Here is a 21234-nt window from a genome sequence, read left to right as displayed (position 1 = left end):
CTCCCCAGAGGGGCGAGGGGAGCCATGTTCCCTCCCCCCTTAGAGGTGAGGGGAAATAATCACATAAACTCTACAATATCATCGTTATCCGGCTTACCGCCGCTGAGCGCTTCATCAAAGTAGTGCTTCGGTACGGTATAGCGCAAACGATCGAGCGCGAACTGCATGCTACGGTCGTCAATCGCGTGGCCCAGCTCGTCAACGATATCCAGCGTCACATCCCCACCTTCGCGAATCAGCGCTTCCTGGGCGGCAACCGCATGCGAGAGCTCAATCACCCGGTCTTCACCACCGTGGATGAGGTGGATGGTCGTCCGCGTGGTCGCGCTGGTCGGTAGCGTCGCAAAACGGCCGTTAAACGCGATGACGCGTGAAACCAGACCCGGCTGCGCTTTAACGCTTTCCAGCGACATGATTGACCCCTGCGAGAAGCCAATCAGCGCGGTTGCGTCGGCACCCACGCCGCTCTGCTGCTGCCAGTAGCGGACGATATCGATAAAGGTGGGCATGATGGCGTCGATGCGAGCCTGACGATTCTCTTCCGTCACGCCCTGAACAGAGAACCACTGGCGTCCGTTCGGACCACATGGCTCTACGCCACCGATGCTGACAATCAATGCCTCCGGAAAAACGGGCGCAAACCAGCTGCCGATCTGACCCATATTGACGGCATTATCGCCAACGCCATGAAACAGAAGCAGTAACTGTTTAGCCGGTTTGTCAGGGCTTTGAACAACAAAATGGTCATGTTTCATGGTGGTCTCCTTAATAGATGACCTGGATTCTACGCCTCCCGACGTGAATGACCATGCCACTTTACTGAAGAAGTCATTGAAAAAATTGCCATTGCAAAATATCTTCTTTCAGCTGCTGGCAGCGCGGATAGTCAATACTTTCAATCGCTTGCACGGTTTCACTGCGCAACGTTGCCAGCAACGCTTTTCGCCCGACGTCTTCCACTTTCCCTTCCATTTTCCCACGCAGGGCCGGAAGCGGCATGTCCACGGTTAACAACAGCCGCGTCAGTGCGGCAACCGAGGTTGAAAACGCCCGATGCGCAAAAGCAAACCCCGCCAGCTCCAGCCAGTCGTCATTATTAAGGGTAGCTTCCCAGCCATCCTCCACGGGTATCTTTTCACCGTTCCAGGCCGATAACACCCGCGCATCGCGCTTCAGACGCTGCTGCGCCTGCTCGCACAGCTGATGCCCTGCCTCACTCTGCGGCAGCAAGGCCATCGCGGTGTAGCAGCCGCTGCTGGCTTCACGATGGCTGCCCATCCGCACCAGCACAAACCCGCATTGCTGCCAGAAACGCCAAAGCTCATCGGTATAGCCAAAGCTCACCGACAGATAATCTTCGCCGCTGGCGCTGCGAACAAGCGCCTGGCCAATCCCTTCCCGCTGACGGTGAGGATGTACGGCAATGCGGGTCACCCGTCGTCCTCTGAGCGTCGCCGCCAGCGGAGAGCCGCCGTGCGCCGCCAGAGACTGCGCCACCAGGTTACCGCGCGGACGCCGGTACCCTGCCCACACGGCGCGGCTAAGCTCGGGGGACAGCCCGCCCTCCTCCACCAGCCACAGCGCCCCGGCGATATCCGGGTTCGTTTCGGCAACGGCAAACCGCTGCCCGGGCGCGTCCATCATGCGGCGTAAATCGAGCGGCGAGGTGCGATAATGTGCCGCGCAGAGGAGCTCGTATACGCTCGCTGCAAGCGCCGGGCGGCTTTCCCATGCCGTTGGCGTCAGGGACGTTAGACGCACCTCTCCTTCCGGGCGGCGGTCAATCAGCGTATCGTCAAACAGCAGCGCGCTGGCGACAACCCGCTCAAGCGGGCAGCCCGCAGCCCAGCGCACCGGTGTAGATAAGCCGTAGCGCTGCAGCCCGGCAAAGCGACCGCAGAATTTAAGCAAGAATCCCCGACCCGTCCCTTCATATCCCTGCACCGTGGTGGTCAACAGCACGCGAGGGAAGCGGACAGCTAACTTTTCCAGCAGAGGTCCGGGGATCGCAGCGGCTTCATCGACAATCAGCCAGTCAGCCCGGTGTGAAGAGGCAAGCAGCGCGTCCGGGGCCATAAAATGAAAACGCTCTCCGGCAAAGCGGGCGATGATATCCGTCGCTCCCTTCGACGGCGCGGTGACCACGGCGCTGCCCGCAATGCGGTTCAGCAGCATGCCCGCCAGGGCTGATTTTCCGCGCCCGCGCGCGGCGGTGACGGCCACGATGCCCTCCGCCATCCCCTGCAGCACATCCAGGATCTCAGCCTGCTCGCGCTGCGGTGCGCCGCTGGCAGGCTGCCAGTCTGGCGCGTCGGGTAAAGGCGGAAGGGATAACGCGCGGCCCTGAAGCCAGACAATCGCGTCGGGATCGGCGGCAATCGTGCGGCAGAAATGGTGTACAAAATGCGGCGTGGCTATCGCTTCGGCGCTGTCGCTCCAGCGCAGTGAATCGCTGTCTGGCAACTCGGCCCACGCGTCGAGCGGCGGAACCCGCAGCACCAGAAGGCTTCCGGCGCTCAGCGTTCCGCTCAGGGCGGCAAACGCGGCGACATCAAACCCGGCGCTGGCGTCAAAAACGGCATGGCGGAACTCGCGTCCCAGCAGGCCGCTGATGGCTTTTGAAGGATGTTCGTCAAACCTTACCCAGTCTCCGGGCAAGGCGTCACGCAGGGAAACCGCCTGGGTTAACGTCCACTGCGCCTCACCGCTGAGCACCACCAGCCGACGATGGCCGGTGCGCTCAAGCTCGATTATCAGCTGTTCAAACTCCAGCATTACATCGCTTTACCGAAGGTATTACACTGCGCCGGATCGCCGCTGTCGAAGCCGCGTTTAAACCAGCTATAGCGCTGCTGTGAGGTACCGTGAGTGAAGCTGTCCGGCACGACGCGCCCCTGGCTCTGCTGCTGAAGACGGTCGTCACCGATAGCCTGAGCGGCATTTAACGCCTCCTCAAGATCGCCGGATTCCAGCACGCCCTGCTGCTGCATGCTGTGGCCCCAGACGCCCGCAAAGCAGTCTGCCTGCAGCTCCATTTTAACGGAAAGGCGGTTCACTTCAGCCTGAGACGCATTTTGCTGAAGCTGGCGTACTTTTGGCTCAATCCCCAGCAGCTTTTGCACGTGATGGCCGACTTCATGCGCGATCACATAGCCCTGGGCAAAATCACCGTCAGCGCCAAGCTTGCGTTTCATGTCATCGTAAAAAGAGAGATCGATATAGACGGTGCCGTCTGCCGGGCAGTAGAACGGCCCCATCACAGATTGCCCGGTACCGCATCCGGTTCGGGTTGCCCCGCGGTACATCACCAGCTTCGGCTGCTGGTAGGTACGCCCCATCTTCTCAAACAGCTGACCCCAGGTGTCTTCTGTTGTGGCGAGAATAACGGAGGTAAATTTGGCCGCTTCATCTTCATTCGGGCTGATGGAGCGCTGAGAATGCTCCTGCTGTTGCAGCGGCTGACCGGTCATCAACCCGGTGAGGTCAACGCCGTAGTAACCCGCGACTAAAACCACAATCAGCAGGATTATCCCGCCCTTGCCGCTGGGTAACCGGAAGCCTGGCCCACCCATTGAAGGACCGCCGCCGCCATCACTGCGTCTGTCTTCTACATTGTCACTTTCACGACGCCCTTGCCAGCGCATAACCACCTCGAACTATTCCATTTATAATAGCTATGATCGTAGGCGGTTAACGGCAAGATTACCATAGGAAACAAGGGTAAGACGCCAAAGGATGAGAACATCCTTTGGCAAGTGAGGGAGTTAGTCGAGCTTAACGCCTAAACGGTGAGCAACCGCTTCGTACGCTTCAATCAGGCCACCCAGGCTCTGACGGAAACGGTCTTTGTCCATTTTATCCAGGGTTTCTTTATCCCACAGGCGGCTACCGTCCGGTGAGAACTCATCGCCCAGCACCACTTCGCCTTTGAACAGACCAAACTCCAGCTTGAAGTCGACGAGGATCAGGCCCGCGTCATCAAACAGTTTTTTCAGCACGTCGTTGGCTTTGTAGGTCAGCTCCTGCATACGCGCCAGGTTCTCTTTGCTCACCCAGCCGAAGGTTTCGCAGTAGGATTCGTTGACCATCGGGTCGTGCATAGCATCGTTTTTCAGGAACAGGTCGAACAGCGGTGGATTCAGTTCGATACCTTCTTCAATGCCGAGACGCTTCACCAGGGAGCCCGCCGCACGGTTACGAATAACGCACTCAACCGGAACCATATCCAGTTTTTTCACCAGACATTCCGTATCGGACAGCAACGCTTCCATCTGGGTCGGGATACCCGCTTCGGCCAGTTTGGTCATAATGAAGTGGTTGAACTTGTTGTTCACCATGCCTTTACGATCGAACTGCTCAATGCGTGCGCCATCCCCTGCTGACGTATCATTGCGGAACTCGAGCACCAACAGATCCGGGTTTTCCGTGCTGTATACGGTCTTCGCTTTGCCACGATACAACTCAGCTTGCTTCTGCATCTTCATTACTCCTGGTGTGATGATTTGTGTTCAAAACTGGGAATATTATGCCACGCACACGTTTGCGTGGCACTAAAATAAAAAGGGCTGGATTCACCAGCCCTCGTATTTATTTGCTGAATGCTGCCTGGAAGACAGCGACCAGCGCATCGTTCTGCGACTGGGTCAGCGTGTGACCTTTTGGATCGATAAACTGCAGACTGCTGCGGTTATCAAGGTCGCCTACCTGAATCTTGTAGTCGCCGGAGGCAAGCTGAGGATCTTTCGCGCCCAGTTCCTGCCATGCGCTGTCGGAGAGCGGCTTATACGTTGCCGTCATGCTGCCGGTCGAACGCGTGCTGTCGGTCACTTTCATGCCCACTTTTTCCAGCGTCGCTGGCAGACGCTGCCAGGTCTGGTTAAACGGTGCACGAACCACCAGCATTGGCAGGCCGGTATCATCCGCACCGCTTTGCACATCGAAGGTCGCGCCGTTGCGGCTCTGCGCGGCGTTGGCGGCATCGGTAGCGGTCTTATCCAGACCCGCGGCAATCACGTTCAGCATTTCGGTGCTGTAACGCTGCAGGGACGCGGCATCCGCAACCGGTTTACCCGCCTGCTCCAGGTTCAACAGCTTAACGTTAACCGCCTGCTGGTAACCCTGTGGTTTTACGGAGACTTGATAACGACCGCGGTACTGCTGGTCTTCATCCAGACGGTTCCATTCGATCCAGTCGGTGGTTAACGTCTGGCTGGCGTCATCGCGTTTATCGATGGTGTAGTTCTTCGACTGAATAACGCTGACAACCTGCGGCCACAGCGTGGTGCCGCGCGCGCTCTCAACCATCAGAGACGCCGTATCACCGGTGAACTGGGTGCGCGCCCCGCTCACCAGCGCCAGAGGCTGTGCTGGCGGACGAATATCAAGCGCTTTACCGACCAGGCCGCTGCCGTTGGTCACGGGAATATTATAATCGCCGTTCTGAATCGGCAGGATCATACCAGCCGGTGCGTGAAGTTCAGCAAGCGGGGTCGCATCCAGATAGGATTCATCACCGCTCACCTGGCGCTTGTAGCGCGAATCTGAACTACAGGCAGCGAGCAGCATAACAAGCGAAACACTCGCAACCTTCGCCAGGCGCGACTTCTGTACTGAATAAGCCATCAAATCTCCCTAAACTCTACAGCAAACCGGCATGCTTCAGCGCCGCCCTGACGATATCACGACCGTGGTCGGTAATCGGTGTCATTGGCAGACGCAGCGTGTCGGATGCTACAAGTCCCAACTCCTTACATGCCCATTTCACTGGGATCGGATTGGGTTCGACAAATAATTTATTGTGCAGCGGCATCAGACGCTGATTAATAACACGCGCTTCATCAAAGTGGCCGGCTGCGGCCAGTTTGCACATTTCAGCCATATCGCGCGCCGCAACGTTTGCCGTTACGGAGATCACGCCATGACCACCGAGCTGCATAAAGTCCAGCGCGGTCGCATCATCACCACTCAACAGGATAAAGTCGTCTGAAACCAGCTCTTTGATCTGATGAACGCGGCTTAAGTTCCCTGTCGCCTCTTTAATACCGATAATATTTTTTACTTCCGAGAGACGACCAACGGTTTCCGGCAGCATATCGCAACCGGTACGGGACGGCACATTATACAGAATTTGTGGCAAGTCAGTATGTTCAGCGATGGCTTTGAAGTGCTGGAACAAACCTTCCTGAGTAGGACGGTTGTAATAAGGGGTCACCGTCAGACAGCCAACGATGCCGCTGTCGTTAAAACGTTTAGTCAGGCTGATAGCTTCTGCGGTTGCATTCGCCCCTGTCCCCGCGATGACCGGAATACGTCCGTCAGCCAGTTCCAGGGTCAGCATCACCACATCGCCGTGCTCGTCGTGGCTCAGCGTTGCGGATTCACCGGTAGTCCCTACCGAAACGATCGCCGAGGTTCCGTTGGCGACATGGTAATCAATGAGCTTCTTCATGCTTGACCGGCAGACATTACCTTTTTCATCCATCGGTGTAACAAGCGCGACAATACTTCCCGTGAACATGAGCCATCCTCTGTGCGAACAAGAGCCTCAATGTTACGTTTGGAACTGTAATAAAAGCAAGCGACCTGAGGCTCTCAGGCGGTTGTATGCATGTTTTTTTTATGCTTTCCTTAGGAAGACTTAACCATGCAAAGGAAGAACAGGTTTGACAACCTCATCACAACATTACCTGGTTATCACTGCGCTGGGTGCCGACAGGCCGGGTATCGTGAACACCATCACCCGCCACGTAAGCAGCTGCGGCTGTAATATCGAAGACAGCCGTCTGGCTATGCTTGGCGAAGAGTTCACATTTATTATGTTGCTTTCAGGGACATGGAACGCCATTACGTTGATTGAATCGACCCTGCCGCTGAAGGGGGCCGAACTGGATTTGCTGATTGTCATGAAGCGCACCACGGCGCGTCCGCGTCCGGCACTGCCTTCTACCGTCTGGGTGCAGGTTGAAGTCCCTGATTCTCCGCATCTGATTGAGCGTTTCACGGCGCTTTTTGACAGTCATCAGATGAATATTGCCGAACTGGTTTCCCGTACGCAGACAAGCGATGACCATGGTCTTCCGGTGCTGTTTATTCAAATTACCGCGCACAGCCCTGCCTCACAGGATGCGTCAAATATCGAGCAAGCGTTCAAAGCCCTCTGTACAGAATTAAACGCGCAGGGCAGTATAAGCGTCGTCAATTATTCGCAGCACGAACAGGATGGAGTTGAGTAATGAACCCACTGAAAGCCGGTGACATCGCACCGAAATTTAGCTTACCGGATCAAGACGGCGAGCAAGTAAATTTGACCGACTTCCAGGGACAGCGTGTTCTGGTCTATTTCTACCCGAAAGCCATGACCCCCGGCTGCACCGTACAGGCCTGCGGCTTACGCGATAACATGGATGAGTTGAAAAAAGTTGGCGTGGAAGTGCTGGGTATCAGCACGGATAAACCAGAAAAGCTGTCACGATTTGCTGAAAAAGAGCTGCTGAACTTCACGCTGCTTTCTGATGAAGATCATCAGGTGTGCGAGCAGTTTGGCGTCTGGGGCGAGAAGACGTTTATGGGTAAAACCTACGACGGCATTCACCGCATCAGCTTCCTGATTGACGCTGACGGTAAAGTTGAACATGTGTTTGACGACTTCAAAACCAGCAACCACCACGACGTGGTGTTGAACTGGCTGAAACAAAGTGCCTGAAAGTGAGTGTCGGGTGGTGGCTTCGCCTTACCCGACCTACGAGGTAAATGCAAAACGGCAACCTGGTTGCCGTTTTTAGTATTTACGCCCTCTCCCGTGGGAGAGGGCCGGGGTGAGGGCATCAGCCCGCACAAAACCTATTTCTCTTCCACCGCCGGCACATCCGGCCACGCGTGGACCACGGCTTTAATCAGCGTCGCCAGCGGAATCGCAAAGAACACGCCCCAGAAGCCCCACAGCCCGCCGAAAATCACCACGGACAAGATAATCACCAGCGGATGCAGGTTCACCGCTTCGGAGAACAGCACCGGTACCAGCAGATTACCGTCCAGCCCCTGAATAATCAGGTACACCGCGAAGCAGCTCCAGAACTCTGTCCCCAGCCCAAACTGGAACAGCGCGACCCCAATAACCGGAATGGTCACCACAAACGCGCCGATGTACGGAATCAGGACCGACAGCCCCACCAGCACCGCCAGCAGCAGCGAGTAGTTCAGGCCGAAAATCAGGAAGCCAATCCAGGTGGCTACCCCCACGACAATCATCTCCAGCACCTTGCCGCGAATGTAGTTTGTGATCTGCTGGTTCATCTCTTCCCAGACCTGCCCAGCCAGCCCGCGGTTGCGCGGCAGAATACGGCGCACGGCGTTAAGCATCTGGTCTTTGTCTTTCACCAGGAAGAAAACCATCAGCGGCACGAGCACAAGGTAAACTGCCAGCGTCAGCAGTCCGACCAGCGAGGCCAGAGAATACTTCACCACCGAATCGCCCATCGTCATGATGCGGGCGCGCATATTTTCGGCCATCGCATCAATAATCCCGGCATCCATCAGGGCCGGGTAACGGCGCGGCAGCGTGGCGGCAAAATCAGAAAGCTTGTTCAGCATGCCGGGCATATCGCGAATAAGGTAGATCCCCTGCTGCCAGGCCACCGGCATCACTACGAAGGCCATTAACAGCAGGATGCCGACAAACAGCACCAGGACGATGCTGGTCGCCCAGCGGCGGGAACAGCCGATATGCTCCAGTCGCGCCGTTGGCCACTCCAGCAGGTACGCCAGCACAATCGCCACCAGCAGGGGCGCGAGCAGGCCGCTGAAGAAAAAAAGAATACCGAACCCGGCAACCAGAATAACCAACAAAGCAATGGCTTCCGGGTCGCTGAACCGACGCCGGTACCACTGCATTAACATTTCGAGCATACAACCCTTCCCTGAATCGAATGGCGGGAGTGAGACGGTGAATTGTATCTAACTGTCACAAAAAAGACTTTCGCTTTTTGTATCGCTGACACAATCCGCAAAAGCCTGCTGAATGGGATTTTCTTCATGCGGTAACACGGCTACACTCGCAGGGCAGCAGAGATGAACGATAAGCCGGTTCATCGGTCAAATTAGCACATCCAACATACAGGACAGTGGTTATGTTCAGGCAGTTGAGAAAAACACTGGTTGCAACACTGATTGCCGCGGTGACGATCGGTCAGGTGTTGCCCGCTTTTGCTGACTCGTCCGATTCATTGCCGGACATGGGCACCACAGCAGGAAGCACGCTCTCCATTGGGCAAGAGATGCAAATGGGGGATTACTATGTTCGCCAGCTGCGCGGCAGCGCCCCGCTGATTAACGACCCTTTGCTGGTACAGTACATTAACGGGCTGGGGATGCGTCTGGTTTCGCACGCCGACTCGGTAAAAACGCCCTTCCATTTCTATTTAATCAATAATGACGAAATCAACGCCTTCGCCTTCTTTGGCGGTAACGTGGTGCTGCATTCGGCGTTATTCCGTTACTCTGACAACGAAAGCCAGCTGGCCTCGGTGATGGCGCACGAAATTTCACACGTCACCCAGCGCCACCTGGCGCGTGCCATGGAAGATCAGAAACGTAACGCCCCCCTCACCTGGGTGGGCGCGCTGGGCTCTATTCTGCTGGCGATGGCCAGCCCGCAGGCCGGGATGGCAGCCCTGACCGGTACGCTGGCGGGAACGCGTCAGGGGATGATCAGCTTTACCCAGCAAAACGAACAGGAAGCGGACCGCATCGGGATTCAGGTGCTGCAGCGTTCGGGCTTTGACCCGCAGGCCATGCCGAGCTTCCTGGAAAAACTGCTCGATCAGGCGCGTTACTCTTCCCGTCCGCCGGAAATCCTGCTGACGCACCCATTACCTGAAAGCCGTCTGTCGGACGCGCGTAACCGTGCCAACCAGATGCGTCCGGTCGTGGTCCAGTCATCACAGGATTTCTACATGGCGAAGGTGAGAACGCTTGGGATGTACAATTCCGGGCGTAACCAGCTTACCAGCGACCTGCTGGATACCCTGGCGAAAGGCAACGTGCGTGAGAAAAACGCCGCGCAGTATGGTCAGGCGCTCCAGGCGATGGAAGCCAGCAAATACGACGAGGCGCGTAAAGCACTGCAGCCGCTTCTGGCGGCCGACCCAAATAACCCGTGGTATCTCGACCTGTCGACGGATATCGATCTGGGGCAGAAGAAAACGGCCGATGCGATTAACCGTCTGAAAGGGGCGAAAGAGGTCCGTACCAACCCGGTGCTGCAGCTTAACCTGGCGAACGCTTACTTACAGGGCGGCCAGCCGGGAGAAGCGGCGACCATTCTGAACCGCTACACCTTTAATAATAAAGACGATCAAAACGGCTGGGATCTGCTCGCTCAGGCGGAAGCCCAGCTCGGCAACCGCGATCAGGAGCTGGCGGCGCGTGCCGAAGGTTTTGCCCTGGTGGGCCGCCTCGATCAGGCGATTTCCACCCTCAGCAGCGCCAGCGCGCAGGTCAAACTCGGCAGCCTCCAGCAGGCCCGTTACGACGCGCGTATCGATCAGCTGCGCGGCCTGCAGCAGCGCTTTAAGCCATACGAGAAGATGTAATAAAGGAGAATTCACGTCATGACAGACGCCGTAAAAATCTATCATAACCCCCGCTGCTCCAAGAGCCGGGATACCCTGAGCCTGCTAAAGTCTAACGGCGTTGAGCCGGAGGTGGTGCTGTACCTCGACACTCCACCGGACGCGCAAACCCTCCGCCAGCTGCTTCACATGCTGGGAATGGGCAGCGCAAGAGAGCTGATGCGCCAGAAAGAAGATCTGTATAAGTCGCTTAACCTGGATGACAGCCGTCTCACCGAGGCTGAGCTGCTCCAGGCGATGGTAGAAAATCCAAAGCTGATTGAGCGCCCGATTGTGGTGGCGAACGGCCAGGCGCGCATTGGACGCCCGCCGGAAGACGTGCTCGAGATCCTCTAGTTCTTATGCCGCAGCGCTTCCAGTTCCTGTAGGCCGGGTAAGGCGCAGCCGCCACCCGGCACAGCTACAGCTTGAGAATATCTTTCACAAACGGAATGGTCAGCTTGCGCTGGGCGGTAATGGAGGCGCGATCGAGCTGATCGAGCGTGTCAAACAGGGTGCGCATTTCGCGATCCAGACGCTTCAGCAGGAAGCGCCCCACGTCCTCCGGCAGCTCAAACCCACGCTGCTTAGCGCGCAGCTGTAAGGCCTGAAGCTTATCTTCATCCGACAGCGGCTGGAGCTTGTAGATTTGCCCCCAGTCCAGACGAGACGCCAGATCCGGCAGCCCCAGATTGAGCTGACGCGGCGGACGATCGCCGGTGATCAGCAGCCGGGTTTTACCTGATTCCAGAATGCGGTTGTAGAGGTTAAAGATCGCCATTTCCCACGGCTCATCCCCCGCCACGCATTCGATATTATCGATGCAGACCAGCGAAAGATGTTCCATTCCCTCAAGCACCTCAGGCACGAACCAGGTACGTTTATCCAGCGGCACATAGCCTACCGCATCTCCGCGCGCCGAAAGCTCCGCGCAGGCGGCATGCAGCAGGTGGCTGCGCCCCGCGCCTTCGCGTGACCAGATATAGATGTATCCGCTGTGATCCTGGCGCAGCACGTTTTGCAGTGCAGCCAGTAAAGAGGGGTTATCACCCGGCCAGAAACTCGCGAAAGTTTCGTCGTCAGGGAGATAGAGTGGCAGAGAGAGCTGTGCCGGTCCGTTCAGAAGTACCTCAACCAGATCTTACATAAAATCGGAACGGAGTTTAGCACGGAACCTGCAAGGAGAGAACCGGGCGGATCGCCCACCCGGTTAAAGGATCAATGTGGCGCTTTTTCGCTGTCGTCCGCGTCCAGAATTTCTTCTTCCGGGCGGATTACCGAGATCAGCTTGAAGATCAGGCTCAGGCCCACGCCAACGATGGTCGCCAGCGCCATGCCTTTCAGCTCGGCCGCACCAATATGCACCTTCGCGCCGCTCACGCCGATAATCAGGATAACGGAGGTCAGGATCAGGTTCTGCGCCTTGCTGTAATCCACCTTGGACTCAATCAGCACGCGAATACCGGAGGCACCGATCACGCCGTACAGTAGCAGAGAAACGCCGCCCATCACCGGCACAGGAATGATCTGAATCGCTGCCGCCAGCTTGCCGACGCAGGAGAGCAGGATGGCGATGATCGCCGCGCCGCCGATAACCCAGGTACTGTAGACGCGGGTAATTGCCATCACGCCGATGTTCTCGCCGTAGGTGGTGTTTGGCGTGGAGCCAAAGAAACCGGAGATGATGGTGGAGAAACCGTTCGCAAACATGGAGCGGTGCAGGCCCGGGTCGCGGATTAAATCGCGCTTAACGATGTTCGCCGTCACCACCAGGTGGCCGACGTGCTCCGCAATCACCACCAGCGCCGCAGGCAGAATGGTGAAAATCGCAAACCATTCAAAGCGTGGCGTATAGAAGGTTGGCAGGGCGAACCAGTGCGCCTGCGCAATCGGGGTGGTGTCCACCACGCCCATCACGAAGGAGAGCGCATAGCCCGCCAGCACGCCGATCAGGATCGGGATAATCGCCATGAAGCCGCGGAACAGCACGGAGCCAAACACCGTCACGCCCAGCGTTACCAGCGAGATGATAATGGTTTTGGAATCCGGTGACTGGCCGTCAGCAGGCAGCAGACCGGCCATATTCGCCGCGACGCCCGCCAGCTCCAGACCGATGACGGCAACGATTGCGCCCATCGCCGCAGGTGGGAACATCACGTCCAGCCAGCCGGTACCGGCTTTCTTCACAATGAAGGAGACCACGCAGAACAGGACGCCACACATGATAAAGCCGCCCAGTGCGACCTCATAACCCAGCGGCAGCAGTAGTAACACCGGCGAGATAAAGGCGAAGCTCGACCCGAGATACGCCGGGATTTTGCCTTTACAGATAAAGAGGTACAGCAGCGTACCAATGCCGTTGAACAGCAGCACGGTAGCCGGGTTAATGTGGAACAGGATTGGCACCAGCACGGTTGCGCCAAACATGGCGAACAGGTGCTGCAAACTAAGCGGGATAGTCTGTAAAAGCGGCGGTCTTTCACTCACCCCGATAGCACGGCGCGTCATAGTGTTTTCCTCTGTGTAGTATTGTTGGTGTTTTATTCAAAAAAAAGCCGACTATCAAAGTCGGCTTATTTATCGTTATTCGATTATTTCGTACCAAAGATCTTATCGCCGGCATCGCCGAGCCCCGGGATGATGTACCCGTGCTCGTTCAGCCCCTGGTCGATAGAGGCGGTATACAGCTCAACGTCCGGGTGCGCTTTTTCCAGCGCCGCGATCCCTTCCGGAGCGGCAACCAGTACCAGCACCTTAATGCTGTTACAGCCCGCATTTTTCAGCAGGTCGATGGTAGCGATCATAGAACCACCGGTCGCGAGCATTGGGTCAACCACCAGCGCCATACGCTCGTCGATGTTAGACACCAGCTTCTGGAAGTAAGGAACCGGCTCAAGGGTTTCTTCGTTACGGTAGATCCCGACCACGCTGATGCGCGCGCTTGGCACGTGCTCCAGCACGCCTTCCATCATGCCGAGACCGGCACGCAGGATTGGCACCACGGTAATTTTCTTACCTTTGATCTGCTCAACCTGCACCGGGCCGTTCCAGCCTTCGATGGTGACTTTTTCTGTTTCCAGATCAGAGGTCGCTTCGTAGGTCAGCAGGCTGCCGACTTCAGATGCCAGTTCGCGAAAACGCTTCGTGCTGATGTCATGCTCACGCATCAGGCCCAACTTGTGTTTAACGAGTGGGTGTTTCACTTCCACAATCTTCATTCTCTTTCTCCTCTGAGGTGGCGTCCGCAAAAAAATCGCGGGATTATACCGCTTTTTTCGGATTAGGCCATACCCATGTTGCTTGATGTATATCAAGCAAAGTGATTTAGAGACAAAAAAACCGGAGGCGTGACTCCGGCTTGGGTGCGGGTTCTGCCCGGTGGCGCTGCGCTTACGCGGGCCTACGTGTAGTGTAGGTCGGGTAAGCGTTAGCGCCACCCGACAATTACAGGTTATCGCCGTTGCTCGCAATCACCTGCTTATACCAGTCGAACGATTTCTTCTTACTGCGGTTCAGCGTGCCGTTCCCTTCATTGTCTTTATCGACAAAGATAAAGCCGTAGCGTTTTTTCATTTCGCCCGTTCCGGCAGACACCAGGTCGATACAGCCCCACGGGGTATAGCCCATCAGGTCTACGCCATCCTCCACCACCGCTTTTTTCATCTCGCGAATGTGGGCGGACAGGTAGTCAATGCGGTACTGGTCGTTCACCGTGCCGTCGCTCTCCTGCACGTCGATCGCGCCAAAGCCGTTCTCAACGATAAACAGCGGCAGCTGGTAGTGATCCCAGAACCAGTTCAGGGAATAGCGAAGCCCCACCGGGTCAATCTGCCAGCCCCAGTCGGATTTCTGCACGTACGGGTTAGAGACCAGGCTCTTGCTCTCATCGTAATCCAGCTGCGGGTTGTCCGCCGTCGCCTTGGTGGCGAAGGACATGTAGTAGCTGAACCCGATGTAGTCCACGCAGCCCTGCGTCAGCGCCGCTTTATCTTCTTCGGTAATATCCAGCGCGAAGCCGCGACGCTCGAAGTAGTTGAGCAGATGCTGCGGGTACTTGCCGCGCACGTGCACGTCGGTGAACCAGTAGCGGCGGTGCATGGCGTTCATCGCCATCATCATATCGTCCGGCGCGCAGGTCAGCGGATAGATAGGACACATGGCAATCATGCAGCCAATCTGCAGCGACGGGTTAATCTCCCGCCCCGCCTTCACCGCCAGGGCGCTGGCCACCAGCTCATAGTGCGCCGCCTGGAACATCACCGGCTCACGATCTTCACCCGGCGCGTACTTCAGCCCGGAGTTGGTGAACGGCGCAAAGTCTTCGTGGAAGTTGGCCTGGTTGTTGATCTCGTTGAAGGTCATCCAGTACTTCACTTTATGCTGGTAGCGCTGGAAGACCACTTTTGCGAAACGAACGAAGAAGTCGATCAGCTTACGGTTGCGCCAGCCGCCGTACTCCGTGACCAGATGGAAAGGCATTTCGAAGTGAGACAGGGTGATAACCGGTTCGATGCCGTGCTTCAGGCACTCGTCGAACAGATCGTCATAGAATTTCAGGCCAGCCTCGTTAGGCTCGCGCTCGTCCCCTTTCGGGAAGATCCGCGTCCAGGCGATAGAGGTGCGGAAGCACTTGAACCCCATCTCGGCAAAGAGTTTGATGTCTTCTTTATAGCGATGGTAGAAATCGATGGCTTCATGGTTAGGGTAATTTTTCCCGTCCAGCACGCCGTTGGTGATTTCACGCGGCACGCCGTGCGCGCCCGCGGTCATCACATCGGCCACGCTCACGCCCTTGCCGCCCTCTTTCCAGCCGCCTTCCAGCTGATGCGCCGCAACGGCCCCCCCCCACAGAAAATCTGCTTTAAATCCTGACATTCGCTTTCCCTCATTCTGCGTTATTTTCTGCAAAAACAATTACAGAAACCGGTTTCAGTTCGATGATGTGCAAAGGGAATAACCGTTGCAAGCAGTTCTCAGAAACCGGTTTCATTTTCGTGAACAGAGTCAAGTTTGGCTGCATTCCGGGGGCACACAGAAAAAAAGATCCCCACGTCCAGAATAGGCTCGCAAACGTTTGCCTGGACTGTTAGAATTGCGCCGATTTTTCTTACTAGCTATGCAATCGCGTGGGGATTTAAGCCGTGACCAACAAAACTTCTCTCAGCTACAAAGATGCCGGTGTTGATATTGACGCAGGTAATGCGCTGGTTGACCGAATCAAAGGTGTGGTGAAAAAAACCCGCCGCCCGGAAGTGATGGGTGGTCTGGGTGGCTTCGGCGCACTGTGCGCGCTGCCGCAAAAATATCGTGAACCTGTTCTGGTCTCGGGTACTGACGGTGTAGGCACTAAACTGCGCCTGGCGATGGATTTAAAGCGTCACGACACGATCGGTATCGATCTGGTCGCGATGTGCGTGAATGACCTGGTGGTTCAGGGCGCAGAGCCGCTCTTCTTCCTCGATTACTACGCGACCGGCAAACTAGACGTGGATACCGCTGCCAGCGTGATCAACGGTATCGCCGAAGGGTGTCTGCAGTCCGGCTGTGCGCTGGTCGGTGGTGAAACCGCGGAAATGCCGGGCATGTATCACGGCGAAGATTATGACGTCGCGGGCTTCTGCGTCGGCGTAGTAGAAAAATCAGAAATTATCGACGGCAGCAAAGTGGCGGATGGCGATGTGCTGATCGCGCTGGCCTCCAGCGGCCCGCACTCCAACGGCTACTCCCTGGTGCGTAAAATCCTCGAAGTGAGCGGCTGCGACCCGCAGACTACCGAGCTTGACGGTAAACCGCTGGCTGACCATCTGCTGGCGCCGACCCGTATCTACGTGAAAAACGTGCTTGAGCTTATCGAGAACGTCGACGTTCACGCTATCGCTCACCTGACCGGCGGCGGCTTCTGGGAAAACATCCCGCGCGTCCTGCCGGATAACACCCAGGCGGTGATCGACGAATCCTCATGGCAGTGGCCGGCCGTCTTCAACTGGCTGCAGACCGCAGGCAACGTGAGCTCTCATGAAATGTACCGCACCTTTAACTGCGGCGTGGGCATGGTTATCGCCCTGCCGGCAAGCGAAGCGGATAAAGCGGTTAAGCTGCTGACAGAGAAAGGTGAAAACGCGTGGAAAATCGGTACGATTAAATCTTCCGATTCCGAACAGCGTGTGGTCATTGAATGAAAAACATCGTGGTGCTCATTTCCGGTAACGGAAGCAATTTGCAGGCAATCATAGACGCCTGCAAACAGAAGAAAATCAATGGCACCATTCGGGCAGTTTTCAGCAACAAGGCCGACGCGTTCGGCCTTGAGCGCGCGCGGGAAGCAAACATTCCTGCGCACGCGCTGGAAGCCAGCCAGTTCGCCGGGCGTGAAGCCTTTGACCGCGAGCTGGTTCAGGAGATTGATGCCTACGCGCCGGACGTGGTCGTGCTGGCGGGCTATATGCGTATTCTGAGCCCGGCTTTCGTCGAACACTTCGCCGGTCGTCTGCTGAATATCCACCCTTCCCTGCTGCCAAAATATCCCGGCCTGCACACCCATCGTCAGGTTCTGGAAAACGGCGATGAGGAGCACGGCACCTCCGTGCATTTCGTTACCGACGAGCTGGACGGCGGTCCGGTGATCCTGCAGGCCAAAGTCCCGGTCTTTGACGGCGACAGCGAAGAAGACGTGACCGAACGCGTGCAGACCCAGGAACACGCCATCTACCCGCTGGTGGTGAGCTGGTTTGTCGACGGGCGTCTCGAGATGCGCGACGGCGCAGCCTGGCTGGACGGCGTGAAGTTACCCCCGCAGGGTCATGCGGCGGAAGAGTAGTTTGTTATGTCGGGTGGCGCTGCTGCGCTTACCCGACCTGTACATTGCATTACCCGATATCCCCTTCTCCAACCTTCTAAAATCCCCAACAAAAAAAATAACTGTCATACTTTTCTGGCACTGTTGGACATATCGTGGAAATGCTCGCCATAATAAGGACGAGACGGATTTACCACGTCCTGTGATTGAACTGGAGTGTGAGCTGTAATGGGTCAGGAAAAGTTATATATCGAGAAAGAGCTAAGCTGGTTAGCATTTAACGAACGTGTACTCCAGGAAGCGGCAGACAAAAGTAACCCGCTGATCGAGCGCATGCGTTTTTTGGGCATTTATTCCAACAACCTGGATGAGTTCTACAAGGTTCGCTTTGCCGAGCTGAAAAGACGCATCATCATCAGCGAAGAACAGGGCTTAAACTCGCACTCGCGGCATCTGCTGGGCAAAATCCAGTCCCGCGTGCTGAAAGCCGATCAGGAATTTGACGGCCTGTATAACGAACTGCTGCTGGAGATGGCGCGCAATCAAATCTTCCTGATTAACGAACGCCAGCTTTCCGTTAACCAACAAAACTGGCTGCGCCACTACTTCAAACACTACCTGCGCCAGCACATTACCCCGATTCTGATCAACCGCGAAACCGATCTGGTACAGTTCCTGAAGGATGACTACACCTACCTGGCGGTGGAAATTATTCGCGGTGAATCCATCCGTTACGCGCTGCTGGAGATCCCGTCCGACAAGGTGCCGCGCTTTGTGAACCTGCCGCCGGAAACCCCGCGCAGACGCAAGCCGATGATCCTGCTGGACAACATCCTGCGCTACTGTCTGGACGACATCTTCAAAGGCTTCTTCGATTACGATGCGTTAAACGCCTACTCGATGAAGATGACCCGTGACGCCGAATATGACCTGGTGCACGAGATGGAAGCCAGCATGATGGAGCTGATGTCCTCCAGCCTGAAACAGCGCCTGACGGCCGAGCCGGTTCGCTTTGTTTATCAGCGCGATATGCCGGACGCCATGGTGGAGATGCTGCGCGATAAACTGACCATTTCGCGCTATGACTCCATCGTGCCAGGTGGTCGTTACCACAACTTTAAAGACTTTATTGGCTTCCCGAACGTCGGCAAAGCCAACCTGGTGAACAAGCCGCTGCCGCGCCTGCGCCATCTGTGGTTTGATAAATTCCGCAACGGATTCGACGCCATCCGCGAACGCGATGTGCTGCTCTACTATCCGTACCACACGTTCGAGCACGTGCTGGAGCTGCTGCGTCAGGCCTCGTTCGACCCGAGCGTGCTGGCGATCAAAATCAACATCTACCGCGTGGCAAAAGATTCCCGCATCATCGACGCAATGATCCATGCGGCGCACAACGCCAAAAAAGTCACCGTGGTGGTTGAGCTGCAGGCGCGCTTCGACGAAGAGGCGAACATTCACTGGGCGCGCCGTCTGACGGAAGCCGGTGTGCACGTCATCTTCTCCGCGCCGGGGCTAAAAATTCACGCCAAGCTGTTCCTCATCTCCCGTAAAGAAGGCGACGATGTGGTGCGTTATGCCCACATTGGTACCGGGAACTTTAACGAGAAAACGGCGCGAATTTATACCGACTACTCGCTGCTGACCGCCGATGCCCGCATCACGAACGAGGTGCGTCGCGTGTTTAACTTTATTGAGAACCCGTACCGTCCGGTGAGCTTCGATTACCTGCTGGTCTCGCCGCAGAACTCGCGCCGTCTGCTGTACGATATGATCGATAAAGAGATCGCCAATGCCCAGAAAGGGCTGTCGTCCGGCATCACGCTGAAGCTCAACAACCTGGTCGACAAAGGGCTGGTGGACAGGCTGTACGCGGCGTCCAGCTCCGGCGTGCCGGTTAATCTGCTGATCCGCGGCATGTGCTCGCTGATCCCGGAACTGGAAGGCATCAGCGACAATATTCGCGTGATCAGCATTGTTGACCGTTACCTGGAACACGATCGGATCTATATTTTTGATAATGCGGGTGATAAACAGGTCTATCTCTCTTCGGCAGACTGGATGACGCGCAATATTGACTACCGAATTGAAGTCGCGGCACCGCTGCTGGATCCGCGCCTGAAGCAGCAGATCCTCGACATCATCGAGATTCTGTTCAGCGATACCGTGAAAGCACGCTATATCGACAAAGAACTCAGTAACCGCTATGTGCCGCGCGGCAACCGCCGCAAAGTGCGGTCGCAACTGGCGATTTACGACTATATCAAATCACTCGAGCAACCCGATTAACCTATGCCGATAAATGATAAGACCCCACGCCCGCAGGAATTCGCCGCGGTCGATCTTGGCTCTAACAGTTTCCACATGGTCATCGCCCGTGAGGTGGATGGCGCGCTGCAGATCATCGGTCGCCTGAAGCAGCGCGTACACCTGGCGGATGGCCTTGATGAACGCAGCATGCTCAGCGAAGAGGCAATGGAGCGCGGGTTAAACTGCCTGTCGCTGTTTGCTGAACGCCTGCAGGGCTTCTCGCCCTCCAGCGTGTGCATCGTTGGCACCCACACCCTGCGCCAGGCGCTGAATGCCCCGGAGTTCCTCAAGCGGGCCGAAAAGGTGATCCCCTACCCGATTGAGATCATCTCCGGCAACGAGGAAGCGCGTCTGATTTTCATGGGCGTTGAGCACACCCAGCCGGAAAAAGGGCGCAAGCTGGTTATCGACATCGGCGGCGGCTCAACGGAGCTGGTGATCGGCGAAGACTTTGAGCCGCGCCTGGTGGAAAGCCGCCGTATGGGCTGCGTCAGCTTCGCGCAGATGTATTTCCCGGGCGGCACCATCACCCGCGAGAACTTCCAGCGTGCGCGTATGGCGGCTGTCCAGAAGCTGGAAAACCTGGCCTGGCAGTATCGTATCCAGGGCTGGAACGTGGCGCTGGGCGCATCCGGCTCGATTAAAGCCGCGCATGAAGTGCTGCTGGCGATGGGTGAAAAAGACGGGATTATTACCCCTGAACGCCTGTCTCTGCTCACCGAAGAGGTGCTGAAGCATAAAAGCTTCGACGCCCTGAGCCTGCCGGGCCTGTCCGATGAACGGAAATCAGTCTTCGTACCAGGGCTTGCGATCCTGTGCGGCGTGTTTGATGCGCTGGCAATTAAGGAGCTGCGTCTTTCAGACGGCGCGCTGCGTGAAGGCGTGCTGTATGAGATGGAAGGTCGCTTCCGCCATCAGGATATTCGCAGCCGCACCGCGCAAAGCCTGGCCAACCAGTACAACATCGATCGCGAACAGGCGAAGCGCGTGCTGGAAACCACGGTGCAGATGTACGAACAGTGGGAAGAACAAAATCCGAAGCTCGCGCACCCGCAGCTTGCCGCGCTGTTGAAATGGGCCGCGATGCTGCACGAGGTAGGGCTGAACATCAACCACAGCGGGATGCATCGCCATTCGGCCTACATTCTGCAAAACAGCGATCTGCCCGGCTTCAACCAGGAGCAGCAAACCATGATGGCGACCCTGGTGCGCTATCACCGCAAAGCCATCAAGCTCGACGACCTCCCGCGCTTCACGCTGTTCAAGAAGAAGCAGTTCCTGCCGCTGATTCAGCTGCTGCGCCTGGGCGTGCTGCTCAATAACCAGCGCCAGGCCACCACCACGCCGCCTACGCTGAAGCTGAAAACCGACGACCATCACTGGACGCTGAGCTTCCCGCACGACTGGTTCAGCCAGAACGCGCTGGTCCTGCTGGACCTGGAAAAAGAGCAGCAGTACTGGGAAGCGGTCACCGGCTGGCTGCTCAAAATCGAAGAAGAGAGCGCCGACGTCGCCGCATAA

Annotated in this window: 19 protein-coding genes; 8 read left to right on the top strand and 11 right to left on the bottom strand. The window is 56.7% G+C overall.

Annotated features, from left to right (window positions below; translation table 11 throughout):
• Nucleotides 1–59 precede the first annotated feature (59 nt).
• The 6 genes from ypfH to dapA all read right to left on the bottom strand — a co-directional run bounded on the left by ypfH (nt 60) and on the right by dapA (nt 6517).
• A complete protein-coding gene (gene ypfH / locus AB8846_RS17740; RefSeq protein WP_370733299.1) occupies nt 60–755 on the bottom strand; it encodes an esterase in 696 nt (231 codons plus the stop codon).
• A 73-nt stretch (nt 756–828) separates the two neighbouring features.
• Complete coding sequence (locus AB8846_RS17735) at nt 829–2775, bottom strand: tRNA(Met) cytidine acetyltransferase TmcA (protein ID WP_370733298.1); 1947 nt, start codon at nt 2773–2775, stop codon at nt 829–831.
• Entirely contained in the window at nt 2775–3644 is an 870-nt protein-coding gene (locus AB8846_RS17730) for a neutral zinc metallopeptidase (protein WP_032659348.1), read from the bottom strand. Before AB8846_RS17730 ends, AB8846_RS17735 begins: the two co-directional genes overlap by 1 nt.
• Before the next feature lie 120 nt (nt 3645–3764).
• Entirely contained in the window at nt 3765–4478 is a 714-nt protein-coding gene (purC, locus tag AB8846_RS17725) for a phosphoribosylaminoimidazolesuccinocarboxamide synthase (protein WP_023332985.1), read from the bottom strand.
• Between the two features lie 109 nt (nt 4479–4587).
• Nucleotides 4588–5622 (bottom strand): outer membrane protein assembly factor BamC, encoded by a 1035-nt coding sequence (gene bamC / locus AB8846_RS17720; protein WP_032643577.1) that lies wholly within the window; start codon nt 5620–5622, stop codon nt 4588–4590.
• A 16-nt stretch (nt 5623–5638) separates the two neighbouring features.
• On the bottom strand, nt 5639–6517 hold the full coding sequence (gene dapA, locus AB8846_RS17715; protein ID WP_023308757.1) for a 4-hydroxy-tetrahydrodipicolinate synthase: 879 nt from the start codon (nt 6515–6517) through the stop codon (nt 5639–5641).
• A 145-nt stretch (nt 6518–6662) separates the two neighbouring features.
• Between dapA and AB8846_RS17710 the strand changes: the two genes are divergently transcribed.
• On the top strand, nt 6663–7232 hold the full coding sequence (locus AB8846_RS17710; protein WP_023308758.1) for a glycine cleavage system transcriptional repressor: 570 nt from the start codon (nt 6663–6665) through the stop codon (nt 7230–7232).
• Nucleotides 7232–7702 carry a thioredoxin-dependent thiol peroxidase gene (bcp, locus tag AB8846_RS17705; protein WP_014171119.1) on the top strand — a complete coding sequence of 157 codons (471 nt, stop codon included), beginning with the start codon at nt 7232–7234 and terminating at the stop codon, nt 7700–7702. The genes AB8846_RS17710 and bcp overlap by 1 nt, the downstream gene beginning before the upstream one ends.
• A gap of 137 nt (nt 7703–7839) precedes the next feature.
• Here the strand turns inward: bcp and AB8846_RS17700 are convergent, their stop codons facing one another.
• Complete coding sequence (locus AB8846_RS17700; protein WP_063143460.1) at nt 7840–8904, bottom strand: AI-2E family transporter; 1065 nt, start codon at nt 8902–8904, stop codon at nt 7840–7842.
• 221 nt (nt 8905–9125) lie between these two features.
• Here AB8846_RS17700 and bepA point away from each other — a divergent pair, with 221 nt between their 5' ends.
• Nucleotides 9126–10589 (top strand): beta-barrel assembly-enhancing protease, encoded by a 1464-nt coding sequence (gene bepA / locus AB8846_RS17695; protein ID WP_063143459.1) that lies wholly within the window; start codon nt 9126–9128, stop codon nt 10587–10589.
• A gap of 18 nt (nt 10590–10607) precedes the next feature.
• Entirely contained in the window at nt 10608–10964 is a 357-nt protein-coding gene (gene arsC, locus AB8846_RS17690; RefSeq protein ID WP_047647110.1) for an arsenate reductase (glutaredoxin), read from the top strand.
• Between the two features lie 64 nt (nt 10965–11028).
• Here the strand turns inward: arsC and AB8846_RS17685 are convergent, their stop codons facing one another.
• The 4 genes from AB8846_RS17685 to AB8846_RS17670 form a co-directional block, all read right to left on the bottom strand.
• Nucleotides 11029–11730 (bottom strand): DnaA inactivator Hda, encoded by a 702-nt coding sequence (locus AB8846_RS17685; RefSeq protein WP_211438414.1) that lies wholly within the window; start codon nt 11728–11730, stop codon nt 11029–11031.
• Nucleotides 11731–11825: 95 nt separating this feature from the next.
• Nucleotides 11826–13115, bottom strand: coding sequence for a uracil permease (gene uraA / locus AB8846_RS17680; protein WP_063143458.1), 1290 nt, complete (start codon nt 13113–13115; stop codon nt 11826–11828).
• A gap of 83 nt (nt 13116–13198) precedes the next feature.
• On the bottom strand, nt 13199–13825 hold the full coding sequence (upp, locus tag AB8846_RS17675; protein WP_023308769.1) for a uracil phosphoribosyltransferase: 627 nt from the start codon (nt 13823–13825) through the stop codon (nt 13199–13201).
• Between the two features lie 226 nt (nt 13826–14051).
• Nucleotides 14052–15482, bottom strand: a complete 1431-nt coding sequence (locus AB8846_RS17670; RefSeq protein WP_370733297.1) for a 6-phospho-beta-glucosidase — start codon at nt 15480–15482, stop codon at nt 14052–14054.
• 266 nt (nt 15483–15748) lie between these two features.
• On the opposite strand from AB8846_RS17670, the gene purM reads away from it, so the two are divergent.
• The 4 genes from purM (at nt 15749) to ppx (ending at nt 21234) form a co-directional block, all read left to right on the top strand.
• Entirely contained in the window at nt 15749–16786 is a 1038-nt protein-coding gene (purM, locus tag AB8846_RS17665; protein ID WP_063143456.1) for a phosphoribosylformylglycinamidine cyclo-ligase, read from the top strand.
• Nucleotides 16783–17424, top strand: coding sequence for a phosphoribosylglycinamide formyltransferase (purN, locus tag AB8846_RS17660; RefSeq protein WP_024907555.1), 642 nt, complete (start codon nt 16783–16785; stop codon nt 17422–17424). Before purM ends, purN begins: the two co-directional genes overlap by 4 nt.
• 207 nt (nt 17425–17631) lie before the next feature.
• The gene (gene ppk1 / locus AB8846_RS17655) at nt 17632–19692 is read left to right on the top strand and encodes a polyphosphate kinase 1 (protein ID WP_063143454.1); all 2061 of its coding nucleotides are present in this window, start codon (nt 17632–17634) and stop codon (nt 19690–19692) included.
• A gap of 3 nt (nt 19693–19695) precedes the next feature.
• On the top strand, nt 19696–21234 hold the full coding sequence (gene ppx / locus AB8846_RS17650) for an exopolyphosphatase (RefSeq protein WP_370733296.1): 1539 nt from the start codon (nt 19696–19698) through the stop codon (nt 21232–21234).

The organism is Enterobacter sp. KB-221C9 (genome assembly GCF_041320715.1).
GTDB lineage: Bacteria > Pseudomonadota > Gammaproteobacteria > Enterobacterales > Enterobacteriaceae > Enterobacter > Enterobacter asburiae_D.
Note: the sequence above shows the minus strand (reverse complement) of the source record. Positions and strands in the feature narration are given on the sequence as shown.